Source organism: Streptomyces sp. NPDC096012 (genome assembly GCF_040426375.1).
Classification (GTDB): Bacteria; Actinomycetota; Actinomycetes; order Streptomycetales; family Streptomycetaceae; genus Streptomyces.
Genome location: NZ_JBEOTD010000046.1, coordinates 14,760 through 36,656, shown reverse-complemented (window position 1 = coordinate 36,656; position 21,897 = coordinate 14,760). Strand labels below are relative to the sequence as shown.

General features: G+C 74.1%; 21 protein-coding genes and 2 pseudogenes. 10 read left to right on the top strand and 13 right to left on the bottom strand.

Going from position 1 to position 21,897, the window contains the following annotated elements; translation table 11 throughout:
• Positions 1-61: 61 nt before the first annotated feature.
• Entirely contained in the window at positions 62-517 is a 456-nt protein-coding gene (locus ABVB68_RS31815; protein WP_353604647.1) for an RICIN domain-containing protein, read from the top strand.
• 106 nt (positions 518-623) lie between these two features.
• Here ABVB68_RS31815 and ABVB68_RS31810 read toward each other — a convergent pair whose 3' ends face one another.
• Both ABVB68_RS31810 and ABVB68_RS31805 read right to left on the bottom strand, forming a co-directional pair.
• Positions 624-1,433 (bottom strand): putative protein N(5)-glutamine methyltransferase, encoded by an 810-nt coding sequence (locus ABVB68_RS31810; protein ID WP_353604646.1) that lies wholly within the window; start codon positions 1,431-1,433, stop codon positions 624-626.
• Positions 1,434-1,704: 271 nt separating this feature from the next.
• Positions 1,705-2,796 (bottom strand): ABC-2 transporter permease, encoded by a 1,092-nt coding sequence (locus ABVB68_RS31805; protein ID WP_353604645.1) that lies wholly within the window; start codon positions 2,794-2,796, stop codon positions 1,705-1,707.
• 124 nt (positions 2,797-2,920) lie between these two features.
• Here ABVB68_RS31805 and ABVB68_RS31800 point away from each other — a divergent pair, with 124 nt between their 5' ends.
• Positions 2,921-3,319 (top strand): MarR family winged helix-turn-helix transcriptional regulator, encoded by a 399-nt coding sequence (locus ABVB68_RS31800; RefSeq protein ID WP_503006411.1) that lies wholly within the window; start codon positions 2,921-2,923, stop codon positions 3,317-3,319.
• Positions 3,320-3,353: 34 nt separating this feature from the next.
• Here ABVB68_RS31800 and ABVB68_RS31795 read toward each other — a convergent pair whose 3' ends face one another.
• Positions 3,354-4,133: a GNAT family N-acetyltransferase gene (locus tag ABVB68_RS31795; protein ID WP_503006405.1), complete on the bottom strand. Its 780-nt coding sequence runs from the start codon at positions 4,131-4,133 to the stop codon at positions 3,354-3,356.
• Between the two features lie 258 nt (positions 4,134-4,391).
• On the opposite strand from ABVB68_RS31795, the gene ABVB68_RS31790 reads away from it, so the two are divergent.
• The 5 genes from ABVB68_RS31790 (at position 4,392) to ABVB68_RS31770 (ending at position 8,974) form a co-directional block, all read left to right on the top strand.
• Positions 4,392-4,997, top strand: a complete 606-nt coding sequence (locus ABVB68_RS31790; protein ID WP_353604643.1) for a sulfite oxidase-like oxidoreductase — start codon at positions 4,392-4,394, stop codon at positions 4,995-4,997.
• A gap of 76 nt (positions 4,998-5,073) precedes the next feature.
• On the top strand, positions 5,074-5,793 hold the full coding sequence (locus ABVB68_RS31785; RefSeq protein WP_353604642.1) for a ferredoxin reductase: 720 nt from the start codon (positions 5,074-5,076) through the stop codon (positions 5,791-5,793).
• Positions 5,794-6,019: 226 nt separating this feature from the next.
• The gene (locus ABVB68_RS31780; RefSeq protein ID WP_353604641.1) at positions 6,020-6,604 is read left to right on the top strand and encodes an Rv1733c family protein; all 585 of its coding nucleotides are present in this window, start codon (positions 6,020-6,022) and stop codon (positions 6,602-6,604) included.
• Between the two features lie 294 nt (positions 6,605-6,898).
• The gene (locus ABVB68_RS31775; protein WP_353604640.1) at positions 6,899-8,083 is read left to right on the top strand and encodes a serine hydrolase domain-containing protein; all 1,185 of its coding nucleotides are present in this window, start codon (positions 6,899-6,901) and stop codon (positions 8,081-8,083) included.
• Positions 8,084-8,227: 144 nt separating this feature from the next.
• Positions 8,228-8,974: a GntR family transcriptional regulator gene (locus ABVB68_RS31770; protein WP_353604639.1), complete on the top strand. Its 747-nt coding sequence runs from the start codon at positions 8,228-8,230 to the stop codon at positions 8,972-8,974.
• Here the strand turns inward: ABVB68_RS31770 and ABVB68_RS31765 are convergent.
• Both ABVB68_RS31765 and ABVB68_RS31760 read right to left on the bottom strand, forming a co-directional pair.
• A complete protein-coding gene (locus ABVB68_RS31765; RefSeq protein WP_353604638.1) occupies positions 8,952-9,695 on the bottom strand; it encodes a class I SAM-dependent methyltransferase in 744 nt (247 codons plus the stop codon). The genes ABVB68_RS31770 and ABVB68_RS31765 overlap by 23 nt on opposite strands.
• Before the next feature lie 4 nt (positions 9,696-9,699).
• A complete protein-coding gene (locus ABVB68_RS31760) occupies positions 9,700-10,263 on the bottom strand; it encodes a PadR family transcriptional regulator (RefSeq protein WP_353604637.1) in 564 nt (187 codons plus the stop codon).
• A gap of 72 nt (positions 10,264-10,335) precedes the next feature.
• Between ABVB68_RS31760 and ABVB68_RS31755 the strand changes: the two genes are divergently transcribed.
• A complete protein-coding gene (locus ABVB68_RS31755; RefSeq protein WP_353604636.1) occupies positions 10,336-10,734 on the top strand; it encodes a nuclear transport factor 2 family protein in 399 nt (132 codons plus the stop codon).
• Positions 10,735-10,864: 130 nt separating this feature from the next.
• Here the strand turns inward: ABVB68_RS31755 and ABVB68_RS31750 are convergent.
• Positions 10,865-11,502, bottom strand: a pseudogene (locus ABVB68_RS31750) (cytochrome P450 family protein); the annotation flags it as partial.
• Between the two features lie 440 nt (positions 11,503-11,942).
• Here ABVB68_RS31750 and rho point away from each other — a divergent pair.
• Positions 11,943-13,088: a transcription termination factor Rho gene (gene rho, locus ABVB68_RS31745; RefSeq protein ID WP_353604635.1), complete on the top strand. Its 1,146-nt coding sequence runs from the start codon at positions 11,943-11,945 to the stop codon at positions 13,086-13,088.
• A 99-nt stretch (positions 13,089-13,187) separates the two neighbouring features.
• Positions 13,188-14,018 (top strand): annotated as a pseudogene (locus tag ABVB68_RS31740) (D-alanyl-D-alanine carboxypeptidase family protein); the annotation flags it as partial.
• A gap of 59 nt (positions 14,019-14,077) precedes the next feature.
• On the opposite strand, the gene ABVB68_RS31735 reads toward ABVB68_RS31740, so the two are convergent.
• From ABVB68_RS31735 to ABVB68_RS31705, 7 genes are all read right to left on the bottom strand, one after another.
• Positions 14,078-15,571 carry a glycosyltransferase 87 family protein gene (locus ABVB68_RS31735; RefSeq protein ID WP_353604634.1) on the bottom strand — a complete coding sequence of 498 codons (1,494 nt, stop codon included), beginning with the start codon at positions 15,569-15,571 and terminating at the stop codon, positions 14,078-14,080.
• The gene (mptB, locus tag ABVB68_RS31730) at positions 15,568-16,962 is read right to left on the bottom strand and encodes a polyprenol phosphomannose-dependent alpha 1,6 mannosyltransferase MptB (RefSeq protein WP_353604633.1); all 1,395 of its coding nucleotides are present in this window, start codon (positions 16,960-16,962) and stop codon (positions 15,568-15,570) included. Before mptB ends, ABVB68_RS31735 begins: the two co-directional genes overlap by 4 nt.
• A gap of 138 nt (positions 16,963-17,100) precedes the next feature.
• Entirely contained in the window at positions 17,101-18,039 is a 939-nt protein-coding gene (locus ABVB68_RS31725; protein WP_353604632.1) for a glutaminase, read from the bottom strand.
• A gap of 50 nt (positions 18,040-18,089) precedes the next feature.
• Complete coding sequence (aspA, locus tag ABVB68_RS31720; RefSeq protein ID WP_353604631.1) at positions 18,090-19,499, bottom strand: aspartate ammonia-lyase; 1,410 nt, start codon at positions 19,497-19,499, stop codon at positions 18,090-18,092.
• Positions 19,500-19,850: 351 nt separating this feature from the next.
• Complete coding sequence (locus tag ABVB68_RS31715) at positions 19,851-20,867, bottom strand: asparaginase (RefSeq protein ID WP_353604630.1); 1,017 nt, start codon at positions 20,865-20,867, stop codon at positions 19,851-19,853.
• Positions 20,868-20,967: 100 nt separating this feature from the next.
• Positions 20,968-21,123 carry a hypothetical protein gene (locus ABVB68_RS31710; RefSeq protein WP_353604629.1) on the bottom strand — a complete coding sequence of 52 codons (156 nt, stop codon included), beginning with the start codon at positions 21,121-21,123 and terminating at the stop codon, positions 20,968-20,970.
• Positions 21,120-21,794 (bottom strand): FadR/GntR family transcriptional regulator, encoded by a 675-nt coding sequence (locus ABVB68_RS31705; RefSeq protein ID WP_353604668.1) that lies wholly within the window; start codon positions 21,792-21,794, stop codon positions 21,120-21,122. The genes ABVB68_RS31710 and ABVB68_RS31705 overlap by 4 nt, the downstream gene beginning before the upstream one ends.
• Positions 21,795-21,897 lie beyond the last annotated feature (103 nt).

Here is a 21,897-nt window from a genome sequence, read left to right as displayed (position 1 = left end):
CGCCTGTTCACTGTTCGATGGCGCTCTGCCATACCGGACCAAGCCGAGGGGGAACGCGTTGATGAAGAAGGTTGCCGCCGTGGGTGCGGCCGTCGTGCTGGGCTGGGGACTGGGTGCCGTGCCGGCGAACGCGTCGTCGGGCTACTGGCACCTGCGGAACAGGGCCACGGGCGACTGCCTGGATTTCCGGGCCGACTACGGGCCCTACGCGACAGGTTGCAACGAGGGCGCGTACCAGACGTGGCTGATGAACGACGCCATCGGCCAACTCTCCGAATTGCGGCAGAAAGCGGGTGACAGGCTGTGCCTGGTCGCCCGCGACGGTCAGGCGGTGATGAGGGCCTGCTCGTCCGGCGACCCGGCGGCCCTGTGGGATGTGAAGGTCTCCGCGGCGGGCCTCCGGTTCGTCAACAACGTGACCGGGACCTGCCTCGGCGAGGGGTCGGGGGACGTTCGCCACGTCACGCTCGTCACGTGCACCGGCGGCGACTCCCAGCAGTGGAACGCCTACTCCTGACCGCTCGACGCCTCGTGCAGGGTGAAGACGGCCGGAACGAGCCGCCTTCACCCTCGGGCAGGCGGTAACGGCCCGCCGCCCAGCGGAGGGTCCGGAGCACCGGTCGTCAGGGCCGTACTCCGATCACCACATGCGCGTGCAGTTCGTCGGACACCGCCAGCCGGGTCGCCAGGCCCGCCTCGGCGAACACCTCCGCCGCGGTGGCCGCCTGGTGTTCGCTGATCTCGCTCAGCAGGCAGCCGCCGGGGGTGAGCCAGCCGGCGGCGCCGGCGGCCACTCTGCGCAGCGTGTCGAGGCCGTCCGGGCCGCCGTCCAGGGCGGCGAGCGGCTCGTGGTCGCGGGCCTCGGCCGGCAGCAGGGGCACCTCACCGGTGGGCACGTAGGGCACGTTGGCCGTCAGGACGTCGACGCGGCCGCGCAGGGCGGCGGGCAGGGCGTCGTACAGGTCGCCCTGGTGGGCGTGGCCGGAGAAGGCGGCCAGGTTGCGGCGGGCGCAGCGTACGGCGACCGGGTCGATGTCGGCCGCGTGCACCTCGGCCCCGTCCAGGGCGGCGGCGAGGGCGGCGCCGAGCGCGCCCGAACCGCAGCACAGGTCCACGACGACACGTGCCCGGGGCGCGACGACCAGCGCCCGGTCGACGAGGAACTCGGTACGGCGGCGAGGGACGAACACCCCCGGCCCCACGCTGATGCGCAGTCCGTGGAACGGCGCCCAGCCGAGGACCTGCTCGAGCGGCAGCCCGGCGACACGCCGGTCCACCATCGAGGTCAGTTCGTGCCGGGACCGGGCGGTCGCGAGGAGCAACTCCGCCTCCTCCTCGGCGAAGACACACCCGGCGGCGCGCAGCACGCGGACGATGCCGGAGGGAGCGGCAGAGGCGGAGGAAGGGGAGGGCGCAGAGAACTGGGAGGGCATGGCGGCCGAGAGCCTTTCGGGAGCGCGGGGCCTGAGGGCGCTCCCGCGGTCACCGCTACCGGTGCACCGCGCCGTCCTGAGGAGAGAGCACCCCGGCTGACACAGCGGAAATGGGTCTCACCTCCAAGGAGTCGAGGCCGCGACCGTTCGCGAGCCGACGGCCACCATATCCCACGGCGTGACGCACCGTCGGGCACGCGCGCGACCGCCGGCCGGCACGGCGGCACCATGGCCGTCTCCGGGTCGCGGGACGCCCGGAGAGGGCCGTCGCTCAGACGCCGACCGTCTCCTCCACCTCTTCCTCGGCCTCCCGCTCCTCCGCACGTGCGGCTTCCCGCGCGGGTCGTGTCGCGGCGGGCGCCGGCCCGTCCCCGGCCCCGGTCTCCGGCCCGGGGTGGGCGGCCGCCCGGCGGGTCCGCTCGTACAGGGCCGCCGTCGCGGTCGCGGCGAGGCCGGCGAGCAGCCAGGCCGCGAGCGTCCACGCGCTGTGCGCGAGGCCGTCGCCGCCGAAGTAGAGCAGGCTGCGGACGCCCTCGACGAAGCCGGCGCCGTTCCAGAAGGCGTGCAGGGTGCCGAAGAAGCCGTTCTGCAGCTCGGGCCGGAAGAGACCGCCGGAGCTGGTGAAGTTGAGCATCACGAACAGCACCATCATGGTCAGCGTGGTCCACCGCTTGAGGAAGGTGTGCAGGCCGACGCCGATGAAGAGGATGCCCGCGGAGTACAGCCAGGCCATGCCCCACACGCCGGCGAGGTCGTGGTGGGCGAGACGGAACACCGGCCCGGCGAGCAGGGCACCGATGCCGCTGACCACGGCGGAGACGCCGAGCGTGAGCAGGGCCCGGACCCGCATCGCCAGTCCGGCACCCGCGGCACCGAGGGCGGCGACCGACGCGTAGGAGCCGATGCTGAGAGCGATCAGCAGGAAGAACAGGCCCTGCCCGGTGGGGTCGTCGGCGACCGGTGGGGCGACGTCGGTGACCTTGAGCGGGGCGCCCCGCTCGGCGGCGATGGGAGTGAAGACCTTCTCCACGGCCGTCGCACCCATGTCGGAGGCGGCACCGGCCACGAGCAGCTCGGGCGCCTTGGCGCTCGGCACATAGGCGCCGGTCACATGCCGGGATGTGAGCAGCTCGACGGCGTGGGTGCGGTCGGCGACCGTACGGACGTCGAGCCGGTCCCCCGCGGCGTCCTTCACCGTCTGCGCGAAGACCTTGGCCTCCGGTGCGGTGCCCACGACGGCGACGGGCAGGTGGTGGGGCTCGGGGGTCACGAAGGCCCCCATGTACGCGAGCCCCATGCCCAGGCACATCAGCAGCGGGGTGATCAGGTGCGTGAGCACGTGGCGCAGGGCCGGGGACCTCATCGCGCACGACCTCCAATAGTTGGCTTATACAACGTTCTCTTCTGGTTGTACTATACAACTAGAACCCCGGAGGAGGTTTGCCGTGAACGCAGCGGAGTCGGCCGTCGAGACGATCCAGCGCGAGATGACGGTCTTCGCGCGCCGGGCCCGCGCCTCGGCGGGGCGTATGCACCCCGAGCTGTCGCTGGTGTCGTACACCCTGCTCGGTCACCTGGAGGAGAGCGGCGGCTGCCGGGCGACGGACCTGGCGGCGCACTACGCCCTGGACAAGTCCACGGTGAGCCGCCAGGTGGCCGCGCTGGAGCGCGCCGGGCTGATCGAGCGCCGGCTGGACCCGGAGGACCACCGGGTCCAGGTGCTGCATCTGACGGAGGCCGGCGAGGAGATCCTCGCCCAGGTCACCCGCAGCCGCCGGACCGCGTTCAGGGAGCGGCTCGCGGACTGGCCGGAGGCGGACCTGGTGCGCTTCGCCGCCTACCTGGAGCGGTACAACGCGGGCGCGGGCGGCACCGAGCCGGAGTGAGCCGGGCCGGCCGGGACGCCGCCGCCGGCGCCCGTCACGCCACCGGGACCGCGGCCCGGCCGTCCGTCAGGTGCTGGGGGGCGCGGGCCGCCAGGAACGCCGTGCGGCGGCGCAGCCGGAAGCCGAGCGACTCGTACAGCCGGATGGCGCCGGTGTTGCCCGCGCCCGTGTGCAGGAAGGGTGTCTCGCCGCGTTCCCGGATGCCGTGCGCGACCGCGAGGATGAGACGGGTGGCCAGCCCCTCGCCCCGGAACGCCGGGTCGGTGCAGACCGCGCTGATCTCGGTCCAGCCCGGTGGGTGCAGCCGCTCCCCGGCCATGGCGATCAGCGCGCCGTCACGGCGGATGCCGAGGTAGGTGCCGAGTTCGACGGTGCGCCGCAGGAACGGCCCCGGCCGCGTGCGCGCCACGAGGTCCAGCATCTCGGGCACGTCCGCCGGACCGAGCCGGACCGCCTCCGGCTCCGGCTCGGCGGCGAGGCCCTCGTCCACCAGCTGCACGCCCTCCATCCGGAAGGTGATCTCCCAGCCCTCCGGGACCTCACCGCGGAAGCCGAGCAGCGGGACCTCGGCGCCGGGACCGGCCAGCGCGGCGAGATCCGCCCAGTCCCGCGCGTCCGGTTCGTCGGGCAGCGCCAGCCAGGGCGAGACGTCGACCGGGTAGCGCAGCACCCGGCCGCGCCGCTCGGTGAAGCGGGCGTGCGGGCCGGTCAGGGAGGCGCGCGCGGGGTTGTCGAGGACGTGCGCGGCGTCGTCGAGGACGTGCGCGGCGTCGGCCGCCGTCGGGTCGGGGACGCCGGGGCCGGTGAGGCTCACGCGGCCCCCTCGGTCACTGGCGTGCGGACGCGGGCCTCGGGCATCTCTTCCCTCACTTCTCTCGCGCTGCCACCGGCGCGCACCGCGGCCGGCACTGAGCGGCAAGGACCAACGCCGGACCGGTATTCCCGCCCGGCCGCAGAGTTCACGCGGCCGCAACGATCGGGCGCCGGTGGCCGGACGGCAAGGGGGCGGGACCTGCGGGAAGAGGCGATGACCAGGGACGGGGCACCCGGAACGACGGCGTACGGTTGACGTATGAACGTCACGCGAGGCTTCACGGGCCGCCCGCGCGTCCACCACCCGGGTCTGCCGCCCGGGCAGTACGACGCGGGTGAGGACTGGCCCGTCCTGTCCGCCGAGGTCACCCCCGACCTCGCGCCCACCGACTGGTCCTTCCGCATCGACGGCCTGGTCGAACGGCCGCACACCTGGGACTGGGACGCGGCGCACGCGCTGCCCGCCGCGGCGTACGACGGTGACATCCACTGCGTGACCGGCTGGTCCAAGTTCGGGGTGCGGTTCGGCGGTGTCTCACTGGACGCCTTCCTCGCTGCGGTACGGCCACATGGGTCCGCCACACACGTTCTCGCCTATTCCCACACCGGCTACACCACCGGTCTGCCGCTGGCCGACCTCACCGGCGGGCGGGCCTGGATCGCCTGGGAGTACGACGGCGCGCCGCTGGCACCGGAACACGGCGGCCCGGCGCGGCTGGTGGTGCCCCACCTGTACTTCTGGAAGAGCGCCAAGTGGATCGCCGGGCTCACGCTCCTCGACCACGAAGAGCCGGGCTTCTGGGAGCAGAACGGCTACCACGCGCGCGGCAACCCCTGGCAGGAGCAGCGGTACTCCGGTGACTGAGACGGTGCCGACCCCTCCACCCCCCTCCCCCGGCCCTGCCGCCCCGGCCCCGGGCGTCCCCGCGACGCGGTTCGCGGTGCCCGGGCGCATCTCGGTGAGCCAGCGGACGGCCGGGCAGTGGCAGACCGCCACGCTGACGGAGATCCGGCGCGAGACGCCGCACGCGGCCACGTTCCGGCTGGCGGTGCCGGGGTGGGCGGGGCATCTGCCCGGACAGCATCTGATGCTGCGGCTGACCGCCCGGGACGGTTACGCGGCCCAGCGCCACTACTCCATCGCGTCGGCGCCGGAGGACCCGGGGCACATCGAGCTGACCCTGGACCGGGTGCCGGACGGCGAGGTCTCCGGCTGGTTCCACACCGTCGCCCGCCCCGGCGACACGATCGAGGTGCGCGGCCCGCTCAGCGGCTTCTTCGCCTGGCCCGGCGACCGGCCCGCGCTGCTGCTCGGCGCCGGCTCGGGGGTCGTACCGCTGATGTCGATGCTCCGGCACCACCGCGCACGCGGTCTGACCGTGCCGCTGCGGATGCTGGTGTCCGCGCGGAGCCCCGAGGAGCTGATCTACGCACGGGAACTGGGCGCGGAGACCACGCCCGTGTTCACCCGGAGCGCGCCGGCGGGCATGCCGGTGGGACGTATGACGGCCGCACATGTGGCGCCGCTCGTAGAAGAGCAGCCTCCCGGTGGGTGGGAGGCCTATGTGTGCGGGTCCAACGGGTTCGCCGAGCACGCGTCCCGGCTGCTGGTCGAGGGGGGCCAGCCGGTGGAGCGCATCCGCATCGAGCGGTTCGGCTGAGCCCTCGGGTCGCGCGGCCGGGCCGGTCGCGCGACCGTGGGGCGCAGGGCGCGTTCCGTGCTTCAGGTGGGCTTGAACTCGCGGTGTAGGGCACGCGCGAGGTGCGCCGTACGGGGTACGAGACGGGTGTGGACGCTCACGCACGCGAGCCGAGGGGACGGCGGTCCCCCCGACGGGTTCGTCCGGCTCCCCCGGATTCCGCTCCGGCGGCGGCGAGGAGGTGAACATGCGTACCCGGCTGCCTGGTTGGCGCTGGCGGCGCAATCCGCTCCGGCGCCGGTCCGATGTCGTGGAGGCCTGGACGGTGCTGGTGGTCGCCGTCCTGCTGTTCGTGGTCGCCCCCTTGGCCGGGGCCGCGGTGGGCCTGCGTGCCCACGACGGGGCCGCGGCGCTCGCCGCGGCACAGCGCGCGGAACGCCACCAGGTGCGGGCCACGGTGATCGGTGATCCGGCGCAGCGGCTGACCGCCACCCCGGGCGACCGTGAGCACCCGTATCGGGCGCGGGTCCGCTGGACCGAACCCGGTAAGGGGGTGCGCACCACGTGGGGCCGGGTGCCGGCCGGGACCCGTTCTGGTGACGTGGTGTCGGTGTGGCTCGACTCACGGGGCCGCGGCGTCGCCCGGCCGGCCGACGGCATGGCGGTCTGGCAGCACTCGGTCACGATGGGCCTGGCAGCGGCGGGCGCGGCCGCGGGTGTGGTGGTCCTCGGCCGTGCGGTCGAGCGCCGCATCGCGCTGCGCCACCGGCTGGCCGAGTGGGAGCGGGAGTGGGCACGCACAGGACCGAGGTGGACCCAGCCGCGCACGTGACGTGAAGCGACGCGGTCTCCTACCCGGGGTCGCTGCCGACGGCCCTGTTCGATCCGCCCGTCGAGGAACTCCGCGAGTACCGCGGCCGATCAGCGAACCCGACGACAGGCGTCGAGGTGCACGACGTCATCGGCCATGGCGGCGGCGCGTTCCAGGAGGCGGTGAAGCCGCGCCGGCCGCGGTCGTACGCCGGCGCCGACCGCACCCTTCCCTCCAGTCCGACCAGTCGGTACGTTCGGGGGACCCGGTCGCCGTGTGGCGGCCGGGGTTTCCCCCGGCGATGACGGAGGCCCTATGCCCGCGCACGAGACGCACAACGACCGGCGGTCCCTGACGAACGGCCACTGCGACGCGCGGTTCGCCGCCGTACGCGAGGCCTTCGAGGAGAACTTCCGTGAGCGGGGTGAACTCGGCGCCGCGGTGGCGGTGATCGTCGGCGGAAAGACGGTGGTGGACCTGTGGGGCGGCTGGGCGGACGTGGCCCGCACCCGCCCCTGGGAGCGGGACACGGTGGTGAACGTGTGGTCGACCACCAAGGGCCCGGTGGCACTGTGCGCTCACCTCCTCGCCGACCGGGGACTGCTGGACCTCGACGCACCGGTCGCCGCGTACTGGCCGGAGTTCGCGGCCTCGGGCAAGGAGCGGGTGCGCGTACGGCATCTGCTGTCGCACCGCGCCGGACTGTCCGGGCTGCGCGAACCGCACTCCCTGGAGGACCTGTACGACTGGGAGCTGACCACCGCCCGGCTCGCGGCCATGGAGCCCTGGTGGGAGCCCGGCACCAGGTCCGGGTACCACGCGCTGACGTACGGCTTCCTGGTCGGTGAGGTGGTGCGGCGCGTCACGGGTCTGCGGCCGCGGGCCTTCCTGGAGCGGGAGGTGACGGGGCCGCTGGGGCTCGACTTCACGATCGGGCTGCCGGCGAAGGAGTCCGGCCGGGCCGCCGAGATGGTGCACGCACGAGCCGAGCCGAGCGGTGGACGTGCCACGGATTTCGGTCAGCCGGCACCGGCGGCCGTCGCGGCGCTGACCAACCCCGCCGTCGGCGCGACCGAGGCGAACTCACCGCGGTGGCGGGCGGCGGAGATCCCCGCCGCCAACGGGCACGGCACCGCACGGGCCGTCGCCGGGCTGTACGGGGTCTTCGCCGGGCGCGGCTCGCACGACGGCCGGCGCATCCTGTCCCCGGAGGCGGCCGAGCGGGTGCGCGAGGGCCAGGGGAGCTGCCGCGACCTGGTGCTGGGAGCCGGGTTCGGGGGCGAGACCGAACTCGGGCTCGGCCTGTGGCTGAGCGGCGCCCACGGCTCGTACGGACCGAATCCGCGCGCTTTCGGTCATGACGGATTCGGTGGCTCGTGCGGCCTCGCCGACCCCGACGCCGGGGTGTCGCTGGGCTACGTCATGAACCGGATGGGGTCGCGCATCGCCGACGATCCGCGGAAGACGGCCTTGGTGGAGGCCTTGTACCGCGCCCTGTGACGGGAGCGGCGGCGCCTTCGGTGGCGCGGGTGGGTTTCGGCCGAACCGTCGGGCCGCTCTTCCCTTGTGGTTTAGACCAATGCTAATTGTGGTCGCGCAATGAGCCCGCACGGCTACGTCTTGTCACCAACAGGAGGTCGCGGCATGGCCCGCACCACCACCCCGCTCCCTTCCCCGCGAAGCGACGACCGCCCGCTGTACGCGCGAGTGGCCTCGCGGCTGCTCGAGGAACTCCGCGACGGCACCATCCCGCCGGGTGAACGGCTGCCGGGCGAGCGGCACTTGGCCGCCCATTTCGAGGTCAGCCGGGAGACCGTCCGGCAGGCGCTGGACGTCCTGCGGCGCAGCGGCCTGGTCGCCACCGACCGGCGGGGAAGCCACGCCACCCTGGCCGGGCGTCCGGTCGAGGCGCCGGAGTCGCTCGCCTTCCCGGTGGGTTCCCGCTCGGCGGACCCCCGCGCGGTCGACCGGGCCACGGTGACCTGGGAGGCACCCCCGCCGGAGCACGCCCAGGCGCTTGGCCTGGAGCCGCGCCGGCCGACGCTGGTGCACCGCTACCGGTCGGTCGCGCCGGACGGCCGGTCGCTTCGGACGGCGGTGACGTCGTTCTCGGCGGTGGCGCTGGCCGAGGTCGTCGAACTGGGCCGCTACCGGGGCCGCGCCGACGGGGCGACCCCGGCCCAGCTGCGGCGGGCGTACGACTGGATGCGCAAGGCCGGTCTCACCCTGCACCACCGGGACTCCATCACCCAGGTCGGCGACGCCTCCTCGGTCCGGGTGACCCGGCGGGTGCACGACCAGTACGCCCGCCCGCTGGAGATCACCGACCTGGTGGTGAACGCCCGGCAGGACGCGCTGGTCTACGAGTTCACGCTCCCGGCCCCGGGCTGACGCGCCGGGCGACCAGCAGCCGGGCCCGCGGGCTGCCGTCGTCGCGCCGCCCGAACCCGGGCAGCGCGGCCGACTCGACCGCGAATCCGGCGCGCTCCAGCTCCACCCGTACCTCCCCGAACCGGAAGGCCCGGTAGTACATGACGAACGGCGGCCGCCACAGTGCGTTGCGCACCCGCATCACCGCGTCGAAGCCCAGCAGCATCCAGAAGGCCCGGTGGGCCGGCCGGGGCGGGGCGAAGACGGGGAAGGCGAAGCGGCCGCCGGGCCGCAGGACCGAGTGGACCTGACGGAAGAGTCCTGGCAGTTCGTCCTGCAGGAAGTGGCCGAACGCCCCGAAGGAGACGACGAGATCGAAGGCGTCGGTGAACGGCAGGGCCCGGGCGTCGCCGCGTACCCAGGCGGGGCGGGGCCCGTCGGCCGGACGGACGCGCTGCCGGGCGACGTCGAGCATCCCGGCGCTGAAGTCGACGCCGGTGACGCTCCGGCGGCACAGCCCGCCGAGCACCTCCGTCCCGGCGCCCGTGCCGCAGCACAGGTCCAGGCCGTCCTCGAAGGGGCCGGCCGGGGCCAGTGCGCGCGCCACGGAGTCCAGGATCCCGTCGGGTGTGCGGAAGGGCGTGTGGTCGAACTTCGGGGCCAGCAGGTCGTAGCCGTGCTCGACGGACGACAGTGCCTGTACGGCGAGTTCACGCAGGGTGGGGCCGTCGGGACCGAACATCGCGTCACCCCCGGGCCGTGCGCTGCCGCAGGACCGTCAGCGCGCGTTCGCACCAGCGCAGGTTCTCCTCCTCGAAGCCGATCCCGGCCATGAGGGTGAGATACGGGCCGACACGATCGCAGTCGCGCAGGTACTCCTCCTCCGTGCGTCCGTCGATGAGGCGGTCGCGCAGCCGCCGGTAGCGGTCGAGTTTCCCGCGCGCCCAGCCCATGCGTTCCCCGATCAGGGCCCGGGTGACCTCCGGGTCACCGCCGTCCATGGCCTGGATCTTGATGAGCAGTTCGTCCCGGACGGCGGTGGGCCGCTTCGGCGGCTCGGCGGCGAACGCGCCCAGCTCGGACCGCCCCGCCTCGGTCAGCGTGAACATCCGCTTGTTCGGCCGGCGTTCCTGCTGCACGGTGCGGGCCCGGACGAGTCCGTCCTGGGCGAGGCGTTCCAGCTCGCGGTAGAGCTGCTGCGGGGTGGCGGGCCAGAAGTTCGCGAGCGAGACGTCGAACGACTTGGACAGCTCGTAGCCCGAGGCCTCGCCCTCCAGCAAGGCTGCCAGGACGGCGTACTTGAGCGACATATGGACAGGCTAGCAGCGGTTGATTAATGTCAACCACACCTATTCAACAAATTGAGTGGACGAGGTGATCCGATGCACGCGTTCCGCGAGGCGGTCGAGGCCGGGGACCTGGACGGCGTCGAGGCGCTGCTCGCCGAGGACGTCGTCTTCACCAGCCCGGTCGTCTTCAAGCCCTATCCGGGCAAGGCCATCACCGCGGCGATCCTGCGCGCGGTGGTCGAGGTCTTCGAGGACTTCCGCTACGTCCGCGAGATCGGTGACCCCGCCGGGCCGGACCACGCGCTGGTCTTCACGGCGCGGGTGGGCGACCGCCGGCTGACGGGCTGCGACTTCCTGCACGTGAACGAGGACGGCCTGATCGACGATTTCATGGTCATGGTCCGTCCGCTGTCGGGCGCCCAGGCCCTGGCGGAGGCCATGGGCGCACGGTTCGAGCAGATCGCCGCCCAGGCCGAGGCGCGCTCCTCCTGAGCGGCCCGGCTCCCGGCCGCCGGACGGGCCCTGGCCCTGGGTGCGACGAGCCTGGGCCGCGGGACGGGCCCCGGCCCTGGGTTGCCCATGGCGCGCGACGGGCCTCCGCCCCGGGCGCGCGACGGGCCCCGTCCACGGGGGCCGCGGCCTTCGCCGCGGCGATCTCGCCCAGGACGGCGGCCAGTTCCCGGTTGGCGGCGATGACCTCGGCGGGTTCGGTGCCGGTGGCCACGACCCGGTTGCCGAGACGGTGCAGCCGGTCACGGAACCGGGTTTCCGTACCCAGGAGTTCGCTGATGACTCCCATCGGCAGGGGCAGGGCGAAGTACCGCCGCAGATCGGCGGTCCCGTCCCCCTCCCCGACGGCCTGCTCCAGCTCGTCGAGCAGCCGGCGGTCAACTCCTCCACCCGGGGCCGCAGTTCCTCGACGCGCCGGGGCGTGAGGGCGCGGCCGGCCCGTGCCCGCGGCCTTCTGCGGTCGTCGCCGTCGACGGTGGTCATGCCCTGGACGGTCGCGAAGGTCGCCGGCGGCCGGCCCCCCGGCGATCCCGCCCTCCCGCAGGGCGGTGAAGTGGCGGGCGTTCTCGGCGACTTCGGGGTGCTGCAGGAACTCCCGCGGCGCTTCGTGCGCGAGGACGGCCATACCCCTCCGCCGGGCAACTCGACCGGCGCCACGGCCCCTCGGACCGGCAGCCGGGCGTTGACGGCGTGCCGGCAGCCGCCGGCCGGGTCCAGGCGGTGCGGCGTGCGGGCGGGCGAGGGCTCCACCGGTTCCTCCTGACGTGCATGGCTCCCCGGTGGCGTCGGCGCCGACGACGTCCAGCCCCATGACAGGGCGGGTCGATCCTGGGCTCGCCCGGTGATCGCGACGGGACGGTGGACGTCGGTCCGGGAATGATCCGGCCGAGGGGCTTGTTGACGTCACTGAAGACACCGGCCCCAGTGCGTGGTACTGTGCAGCAGGCATTCGTGCACGCCCCCCGAGGGCGCCGGTGCCAATCTCTCTCACGCTGATCCGCCCACCGTTCTGCCGATTCCCGGCTCGCGGCGCGTCAGCTTCTCAGCACCACTCGCGATCAGGCCTTCGGTGCTCTGCCCGGGATGTCGTTCCCGCCGCCCGGAGCCAGGCGTCCACGCCTCCCGCTCGCGGCCTCTCCCCCTCCCCCCTTTCTTTCTTCTCTCAATCGTCCGCGAAAGGACAACCACGCATGACCACCACACTCGAACGCCCGGCCGCGGCACAGCAGGCTGCCGCCCGGATCGTCACCGGCGTGCTCGACGTCGACGCGCACGGGAAGGGGCACCTGAGGGCCCCGAGCCTGCTGCCCACCCCCGCCGACCCGCAGGTCCCGGCGGCACTCGTCCGCCGGTACGGGCTGCGCAAGGGCGACCTCGTCGAGGGCGTGCGGAGTGCCCAGCGCACCCTGACCGACATCGCGCGCGTCGAGGGCCGGGCCCCGGCCGACCTCCGCTCACGCCGGCACTTCCGCGACCTGACCCCGCTCCACCCGCACCGGCGCATCCGTCTGGAGCACCCCGCGTCCGGGCTCGCGGGCCGGCTCGCCGATCTCCTCGCGCCGGTCGGCAAGGGGCAGCGCGGCCTCATCGTGGCCCCGCCCAAGAGCGGCAAGACGGTGCTGCTCCAGCAGCTCGCCGCCGCCGTGTCCGGTAATCACCCCGAGTGCCGCCTGATGGTCCTCCTGCTGGACGAGCGCCCCGAGGAGGTCACCGAGATGCGCCGCTCGGTACGCGGCGAGGTGTTCGCCTCCACGTTCGACCGTCCGGCCAAGGAGCACATCGCCCTCGCCGAACTCGTCGTCGAGCGGGCAAAGCGGCTGGTGGAGGCCGGCGAGGACGTCGTCATCCTGCTGGACTCGCTGACCCGGCTGTGCCGGGCGTACAACAACGCCTCCGCCGCGGGCGGCCGCACCCTCAGCGGCGGTGTCGACGCGGGCGCGCTGCTCGGCCCGAAGCGGTTCTTCGGCGCCGCCCGCGAGGCGGAGGAGGGCGGCTCGCTCACCATCCTCGCCAGCGCCCTGGTGGACACCGGCTCCCGCGCCGACGGCTACTTCTTCGAGGAACTGAAGGGCACGGGCAACATGGAGTTCCGCCTCGACCGGGAACTCGCCGACCGGCGCGTCTTCCCCGCGGTGGACATCGACGCCACCGGCACCCGGCGTGAGGAACTGCTGCTCGCTCCGGCCGACCTGACAGCCGTGCAGGGGCTGCGCCGTGCCCTGCGCTCCCGCGAGGGCGCACCGAACGGCCTGGACACCCTGCTGGAGCGGCTGCGGGACACCCCCGACAACGCCACGTTCCTGCGGCGGATCCGGCCCACCCTGCCCAAGGGCTGACGGCGGGCAGGGCGCCCGGGTGCGGCATCCGGGTTGCTCCCTGGGGCCGAACGGCCCGGTGCTGTGGCGCAGGACGATCCCGTTCGTACGTTTAATCATATGATCTACGGACTTTCTTCTCGGGCGGCCGTGTCGGCCTGCTCCCTCTGTGTGGCGGGCGTGCTGGTGCTGACGCCGGCCGCGGCGGCCGCCGGGACGCACCCGGGGGACCCCGCGCCGCCGCCCCGGGCGGCGATGCCGGGTCCGTCACTGCTCTACCGCGACGGCATCCAGGTACGGCCGCACCGGGACGCGCCCGCCGTGCCGGACGTCTCGGCGCTGTCCTGGCTGGTCGCCGACGCCGGCAGCGGGGAGGTGCTGGCGGCCAGCCAGGCGCACCGCAGGCTGCCGCCCGCGAGCACGCTCAAGACCCTGTTCGCCCTCACCCTGCTGCCGACGCTGCCCAGCGGGCAGAAGCACACGGTCCGCTACCAGGAACTCGCGGACGTCGGCGAGGGCAGCAGCCTGGTCGGCGTCGAGGAAGGGCACACCTACCAGGTGTCCGACCTGTGGCACGGGGTGTTCCTCAGCTCGGGCAACGACGCCGTGCACGTGCTCGCCTCCCTGGGTGGCGGCTGGAAGGCCACCACCGCACGGATGCAGGTCAAGGCCCGCTCGCTCGGCGCCCTGGACACCCACGTCGTCTCCCCCGACGGCTACGACGCGCCCGGGCAGGTCTCCTCCGCCTACGACCTGGCGGTCTTCGGCCGCGCCGGGCTGCACAACCCCGACTTCGCCCGGTACTGCGGCACCGCCGAGACCACCTTTCCCGGTGACGGGACGCCGTACGCCATCGAGAACACCAACCGGTTGCTGACCGGCGAGGACGGGGTGTCGCCGTACCCGGGGCTGATCGGCATCAAGAACGGCTACACCAGCAACGCGGGCAACACGCTCGTCGCCGCGGCCCGCCGGGGCGGCCGCACGCTCGTGGTGACCGTGATGAACCCTCAGGCGGGCGGCGGGTTCACCGTGTACGAGGAGGCCCGCGCGTTGCTCGACTGGGGCTTCGCGGCGGCCGGGCTGGTCGATCCGGTGGGCTCGCTGGACGGCTTGCGCGCGAAGTCCCCGTCCGCGACGGCCGCCCCGGTGGCGGCGGCCGCGTCGGGGACGCCGGACGGCGACTCGGACTGGTCCGGCACCGCGGTCGTCGCCGGACTCTCCGGGCTCGGCGTGGGGGCCGTGGTACTGCGGCTGCGGGGCAAGGGCAACCGGAGCGGGCCCGCCTGACCGGTCGGCAGGCCGAGCAGCAGGCCCAGTGTGATCCAGGTGTAGAGGTTGCTGCCGAGGAAGCCGCCGAGGCCGGAGGCGCCGTCGAACCACAGCCACACCACGCTGGTGCACAGCACCGCGTACGCGGCGCCCGCGGTCCGGGGCCGCCCGGCGCGTACGAGCACGGCGAAGCACGGCAGCAGCCAGACCAGATGGTGCACCCAGGTGATGGGGCTGACGAGGCAGGCCGCCGCTCCGGTGAGCGCGAAGGCCGCCGTCCAGTCGCCGGCGGCGACCGCCCGGCGGGTCCGCCACGCCCAGACGCACAGGGTCAGCAGGACCGCCGTCGCCCACAGCGGGCGGCCCGGCTCGCCGAGGCGGGCCGCCGTCGCCCACAGCGGGCGGCCCGGCTCGCCGAGGCGGGCCAGCACGCCCTGCAGGGACTGGTTCGACACGTAGTCGAGACGGCCCACCCGGCCGGTGTCCCACAGCGCCTCGGTCCAGTAGAACCGTGACGCCCCCGGGTCCACCCAGGCGGCCAGCGCGGTGACCGCCGCGGCGACGGCCGTCGCGTTCACGGCCGCCCGCCGGCGTCCGGCGAGCAGCAGCAGGCCGATGAACAGGGCCGGGGTGAGCTTCACGGCGGCGGCGAGACCGATCCCGGCGCCCGCCCGGCGGCCCCGCCCGGTCGACAGCAGCAGGCAGTCGACGAGGACCAGGGCCAGGAGGACGAGGTTCACCTGTCCGAAGCCGAGGGTGTCGCGCAGCGGCTCGAAGAGGGCGAGCCCGCACAGCGCCAGCGACCAGCGGTACCAGCCGTGCCGGCGCCACCGGGAACCGGCCAGGATGCGCAGGACCACCCCCAGCGCGGCCAGGTTCACCAGCAGGGAGAGCGCGACCGCGGCGGTCCGGCCGAGCACGGCCAGCGGCAGCATGGTGACGGCGGCGAACGGCGGGTAGGTGAAGCCGTACGAGGTGCCGGGCACCCGGTAGTCGTAGATCCGGCCGCCGTGGTGGACCCAGGTGTGCACGGTGCCGTAGTAGACGCGCAGGTCGAAGAAGTCGCGCAGCAGCGGCACGGTCGCCGTGAAGAGCGTGACGGCCGCGCCGAGGGCGAGAACCACCAGCAACCGGCCACCGGCCGTGCGCGGCCCCGGCGTGTCCGGGGTCTCCACCGGCCCCGACGTGCCCGGGGTCTCCACCGGCCCCGGCCGGCCCCGTAGCGCCCTCATGCCGTGCGTCCCGGCACCGGGGCCTGGGCGGCCTGGTGGGCGTGCCAGAGGGCGACCACTCCGAGCACCCCGCCGGAGACCGCGAGTACCAGCTGCCCGGGCTCGGCGGGGCCCCCGCTGGGCAGGACGGCGAGGGCGAGCACACCCGCCAGGGCGGCCACCCGGTGCCGTACGGGGGTGCTGGGTGCGCCGGCGGCGATGAGGAACAGGCCCCACAGCACGTACCAGGGGCGGATCGCGGGGCCGAACACCGCTACGGCCAGCAGGCTCAGGCCGAGCGCGTACACCGGCCGGGGCCGCAGCCGGAGCCATATCAGCGCGACGGCGACGGCGGTGGCCGCGAGGCCGAGCAGATGCCAGGCCGGCACCGCCAGCGGGGCCAGTCCGCTGCCGAGCCGGCTGAGCAGGGCGCCGGTGGCCCGGCCGAGCAGGCTGGTCAGCGCCCAGTTCTGCGGGGAGACCGGGGTGTCCAGGGCGGCGATCCACCCGTAGCCGGTGCCGGCGACAACAGTGACGGTGACGGTGGTCGTGACACAGACGCCCGCCGTGGTCAGGACGGCCGGGAGCGGGCGGCGGCCGGAGCGGACCCGGAGGGCCACGACCGCGAGGAGCCCGAGCGCCGCCGGTGCCTTGACCAGCGCGGCGAGCGTGACGAGCAGGGCCCCGACAGCTGGTCTTCGGCCGCGCGCGGCGACCAGACCGAGTCCGAGCAGACCGAGCATGAGCGCGTCGTTGTGAGCGCCCGCCACCAGGTGCAGCGGCACGAGCGGATTGAGGGCGCCGAGCCACAGGGCGGCGGCCGGGTCGGCGCCGCTGTGCCGGGCGAGCCGGGGCAGCGCCACCGCCATGAGGGCGACGCCGAGCAGGGCCAGCAGCCGCATGCCGAGCAGCCCCGCGGGCAGTGCGCCGCGGGTGAGGCCGGCCAGCGCGGACGCCGGCGCCAGGAAGGCGGGGCCGTAGGGGGCGCCGGTGTGCCGCCAGACCGGGGCGACCTCGTCGGCCAGGGTCCCGCCCAGCCGGGCGGGACCCTGGCCGTACACGTCCATGTGGGCGTGGACCATGGCGCCCTGCGCGAGGTAGCTGTAGACGTCCCGGCTGAACAGCGGCGGGGCGAGCAGCAGCGGGGCCGCCCACACGGCCAGCACCAGCAGCAGGGCGCGCGGCGCGGGCGGTTCGGGGCCGCGGACCAGGCGGCCCAGCAGCAGCCAGGCCGCTGTCAGCAGGACGACACCGAAGTACACCCCGACCAGGCCGAGGGCGGCCTGGGCCGAGGCCGGGGCCAGCAGGTCCTGGACGGGCAGGGCACCGGCCGTCTCGCCGCCCAGCGCGAGGACGGCGGTGCCGGCCAGCCCGAGCAACCGGCAGCGGCGGAGATCGACGGGGAATGCCATGGCCAACACCGGATCAGCGTGTCGATGCCGGATGGCCGGAAGGCGACGCTCCCGACACCGGGGAGCAGCCCCGACGTGACCGGACCGTGCCGAGCGGGGGCAGACCCGGGCGCCGGGCGCCGGGAGACCACCGCCGGGTCAGAACACCGACAGTCCGGTGAGCGTCGTGAACCGGTCCAGGGCCGCCACTCCGGCCACCGAGTTGCCGCGCTCGTCCAGACCAGGGCTCCACACGCACAGCGTGCACCGGCCGGGTACGACGGCGATGATGCCGCCGCCGACCCCGCTCTTGCCGGGCAGGCCCACCCGGTAGGCGAAGTCACCGGCCGCGTCGTACGTGCCGCACGTCAGCATGACCGCGTTGACCTGCTTGGCCTGGCTGCGGGTGAGCAGCCGGGAGCCGTCGGCGCGGACGCCGTGCCGGGCGAGGAAGCCGGTGGCGAGGGCCAGGTCGGCGCAGGAGGCGGCGACGGAGCACTGCCGGAAGTACTGGTCGAGCAGGACCGGCACGTCGTTGTCGATGTTGCCGTAGGAGGCCATGAAGTGGCCGAGGGCCGCGTTGCGGTCGCCGTGCGCGGTCTCGGAGGCGGCGACCTCCCGGTCGAAGTCCAGAGCGGGGTTGGCGCTCTCGGCCCGCAGGAAGGCCAGCAGCTCCCCGGCCGCGTCCCCGGTCCGGGTCTGCAGGCGGTCGGTGACGACCAGGGCGCCCGCGTTGATGAAGGGGTTGCGCGGGATGCCGTGCTCGTACTCCAGCTGCACCAGGGAGTTGAACGGGTTGCCGGAGGGCTCGCGGCCCACGTGCTCCCAGAGTTCGTCGCCCTCGCGGGCCAGGTCGAGGGCGAGCGTGAAGACCTTGGTGAGGGACTGCGCCGAGAACGGCTGCCGCCACTCCCCCACCCCGTACACCGTGCCGTCCAGCTCCGCGACGGCCATGCCGAAGCTGCGCGGGTCGCAGGCCGCGAGTGCCGGGATGTAGTCGGCGGGGCGGCCGCGCCCGGGGGTGCGGCTCATCTCCTCGGCGATGCGCTCCAGGACCGGCAGGAAGGTGAGGGACGACGTCGTTGTCATGATCACCATTGTGCCTCCGGGCCGGTCCCCGAGCGCAGTCGTGTCTGCGTCCTCGCAGGTCAGGCGACCGGTGAGCCGTTGCCCGCGAGGACCTCGGGGCGCAGCAGGGCGGCCAGCCGGTCCGCCGGCAACAGGCCTTTCTCCAGGACCAGTTCGGCCACGCCCCGGCCCGTGACGAGGGCCTCCTTGGCGATGTCGGTGGCCGCCGTGTAGCCGATGTGCGGGTTCAGGGCGGTGACCAGGCCGATGGAGTTCTCCACGGTGGCCCGCAGCCGCTCGGTGTTGGCGGTGATGCCGGACACGCAGCGCTCGGCCAGGGTCAGGCAGGCGTTCGTGAGGTGCGTGAGGGACTCGGACAGGGAGTGCAGGATGATCGGCTCGAAGGCGTTGAGCTGGAGCTGCCCCGCCTCGGCGGCCATCGTGATGGCGACGTCGTTGCCGATGACCTCGAAGGCGACCTGGTTGACCACCTCGGGGATCACCGGGTTGACCTTGCCGGGCATGATCGACGAACCGGCCTGCACCGGCGGCAGGTTGATCTCGCCCAGGCCCGCGCGCGGCCCGGAGGACAGCAGGCGCAGGTCGTTGCAGCTCTTGGAGAGCTTGACCGCGATCCGCTTGAGCACGCCGGACATCTGCACGAAGGCGCCGCAGTCCTGGGTGGCCTCGACCAGGTTGGCGGCGGTGACCAGGGGCAGACCGGTGAGGGCGGACAGGTGGCGGCGGGCGGCCTCGGCGTAGCCGGCGGGGGCGTTCAGGCCGGTGCCGATGGCCGTGGCACCGAGGTTGATCTCGTGGATCAGCTCGACGGCCTCGGCGAGACGGCTGCGGTCCTCCTCGATCATGACGGCGAACGCGGAGAACTCCTGGCCGAGGGTCATCGGCACGGCGTCCTGCAACTGGGTACGGCCCATCTTGAGCACGTCACGGAATTCGAGGGCCTTGCGGGCGAAGGCGTCCTGGAGCACGGCCATCGCCTTGAGCAGCCCGCGCACGGCGAACACCGTCGCCACCTTGACGGCGGTCGGGTAGACGTCGTTGGTCGACTGGCCGAGGTTGACGTCCTCGTTGGGGTGCAGGTGCGCGTACCGGCCCTTTTCGTGTCCGAGCAGTTCCAGCGCGCGGTTCGCCACGACCTCGTTGGCGTTCATGTTGGTCGACGTGCCGGCGCCGCCCTGGATGACGTCCACGACGAACTGGTCGTGCAGCTTGCCGGCGCGTATCTCGCGGCAGGCGGTGACGATCGCGGCGGCCTTCTCCGGCCGCAGCAGGCCGAGTTCCTCGTTGGCGAGGGCGGCGGCCTCCTTGACGGCGGCCAGCGCGTCGATCAGATGCGGGTAGGCGGAGATCGGGGTGCCGGTGATGGGGAAGTTCTCCGTCGCGCGCAGGGTGTGGATGCCCCAGTACGCGTCGGCGGGTACGTCGCGGTCGCCGAGCAGGTCGTGTTCGCTGCGGGTGGGCGCGGTCATGAGGGGGCGGTCTTCTTTCCGGGCGGAGGGCAGGGCGTCCCGGGCGGGGACGCGGGGAACGGCGCGACCGGCCGCGGACGGCGCACGGCCGCCCGTCGGCACGGGACCGGAGCGGTCAGCCACAGGCCGACGGTCCGGGACGGGAGCGGAGCGGACGGTCGGCCACAGGCCGACGGTCCCGGACGGGAGCGGTGCGGTCAGCGGGCCGACGGCCCAGGGCGGGAGCGGTGCGGTCAGCCACAGGCCGACGGTCCGGGACGCGAGCGGAGCGGACGGTCGGCCACAGGCCGACGGTCCCCGAGGGGAGCGGAGCGGTCAGCGGGCCGACGGCCCGGGACGGGAGCGGTACGGTCAGCCACAGGCCGACAGCTCAACGGAGTCCAGAGCGTGTACCGGCCGTACGCGACCGACCGGCCGCCCTCCGCCGAGCAGCGGCTCGCCGGCGAACCCGGCCAGCAGAGCCGGGTCGACACCGGCCCGGGCCAGCGCCGCCGCCGCCACCGGGATCCGCGCCCGGTTCGCACCGTCGGCTATCTTCACGGCGACGGCCGTGCCGTCGGGCAGCGCGGCCACCTGGACGCCCTCGAAGCCGTCCTTGGCGAGCAGTCCGGGCACGGCCCGCATCAGCGCGGCGACGTCACGGCCGGAGCCGGAGGCCGTCTCGGCGTGTTCGCGCATCGCGTCGGCGACGCGCGCCTCGGGCGTGCCGGGCGCGGCCGAGGTGATCCGGGCGAGGGCGCGGGCGAGGCCGTGCAGGGAGATGGAGAACAGCGGCGCGCCGCAGCCGTCGACGGTGACCTTGGCGACGCGCTGGCCGGTGAGGTCCTCGACGGTCTCGGCGACGGCCCGCTGGAGCGGGTGCGCCGGATCGAGGTAGTCCCCGAGGGACCAGCCGTTGAGCCGGGCCGTCCACAGCATGGCCGCGTGCTTGCCGGAGCAGTTCTGGGCGAGCCGCGAGGGCTGCCGGCCCGCGCGGATCCAGGCGTCCCGGACGGCCGGGCCGAAGGGCATGTCGGGCACGTTGCGCAGGTCGTCCTCGGTGAGCCCGGCGAGTGCGAGGATCCGCCGGGTGCCGGCGAGATGCCGCTCCTCACCGGAGTGGCTCGCGGCGGCCAGCGACAGCAGTTCGCCGTCGAGGGGCAGTCCGGCCCGCAGCATCGCCACCGCCTGGACGGGCTTGAGGGCGGAGCGGGGGTAGAAGGCGGCCTCGATGTCACCGAGCTGGAACCGCACCCGGCCGTCGGCGCCGAGGACGACGACCGAGCCGTAGTGGACGCCCTCGACGACCCCGCCGCGGACGAGGTGGGCGACGGGCGCGTGGAGGGGTTCGCGGACGACGGGCGCGTCGGCGGGGGAAGTGCTCTGCATCACTGCCTGCATCGTGGTCTCGGGGGCGGCCGGGACGCGGGTCACGCGCCGGCGCCGGTGGCTGTGCGGGATATGCGGTCGGGGGCGGCCGGGACGCGGGTCACGCGCCGGCGCCGGTGGCTGTGCGGGGTATGAGGTCGGGGGCGGCCGGGACGCGGGTCACGCGCCGGCCGGTGGCTGTGGGGGATATGCGGTCGGGGGTGCCCGTGCGGCGGGGCGAGGTGCGCGGCACCGTGTCCAGGGGCCGCTCGCTCATGCGACCGGTCCGGCTTCGGTGGGAGCGTCAGTCCGCCGCCGCACGATGTCGGTGAGGGTCGTCTCCACGCGGTCCAGGTGGTGGCCCATGGCGTCCACCGCGTCGCGTTCGCAGCCGTCGGCCAGCGCCTCGACGATCGCCCGGTGCTCGCGGTTGGACTGCTCGCGGCGTCCGCCCAGCTCGTTCAGGAAGGCCGACTGGCGCGCCAGTGCGTCCCGGATCTCCTCGATGACCCGGCGGAAGACCGGGTTCTGGGCGGCTTCGGCCACGGCGAGGTGGAAGAGCGTGTCCATCGCGACCCAGGCCGTGGTGTCCGTCTCCCGCTCCATGCGGTCGAGCAGGTGGGCCAGGTGGTCCAGGTTCTCCGGGGTGCGGCGCAGGGCCGCGTAGCCGGCGACCGGGATCTCTATGTGGCGGCGCACTTCGAGCAGGTCGCTGGCCGCGTAGTCGCCGAAGGTGGGGTCCTCCACGGCGTTCGCGACGACGAAGGTGCCCTTGCCGGTCCGGGAGACCGTCAGGCCCATCGTCTGCAGCGCGCGCAGCGCCTCGCGCAGCACGGGCCGGGAGACCTCCAGGGTGCGGCAGAGCTCGGCCTCGGAGGGGAGCTTGTCACCTATGGCGTACCGGCCGCTCTCGATGGCGCCGCGGAGGTGGGCGAGGACCGCTTCCATGGCGCTGACGCGCCGCGGACTCCGACCACCTGTCTGGCTGTCTGACAGGTTCACGGGAGCGATGGTGCGTCCTGCGGGCCGAGGCTGTCAAGGCGGCCGGTGA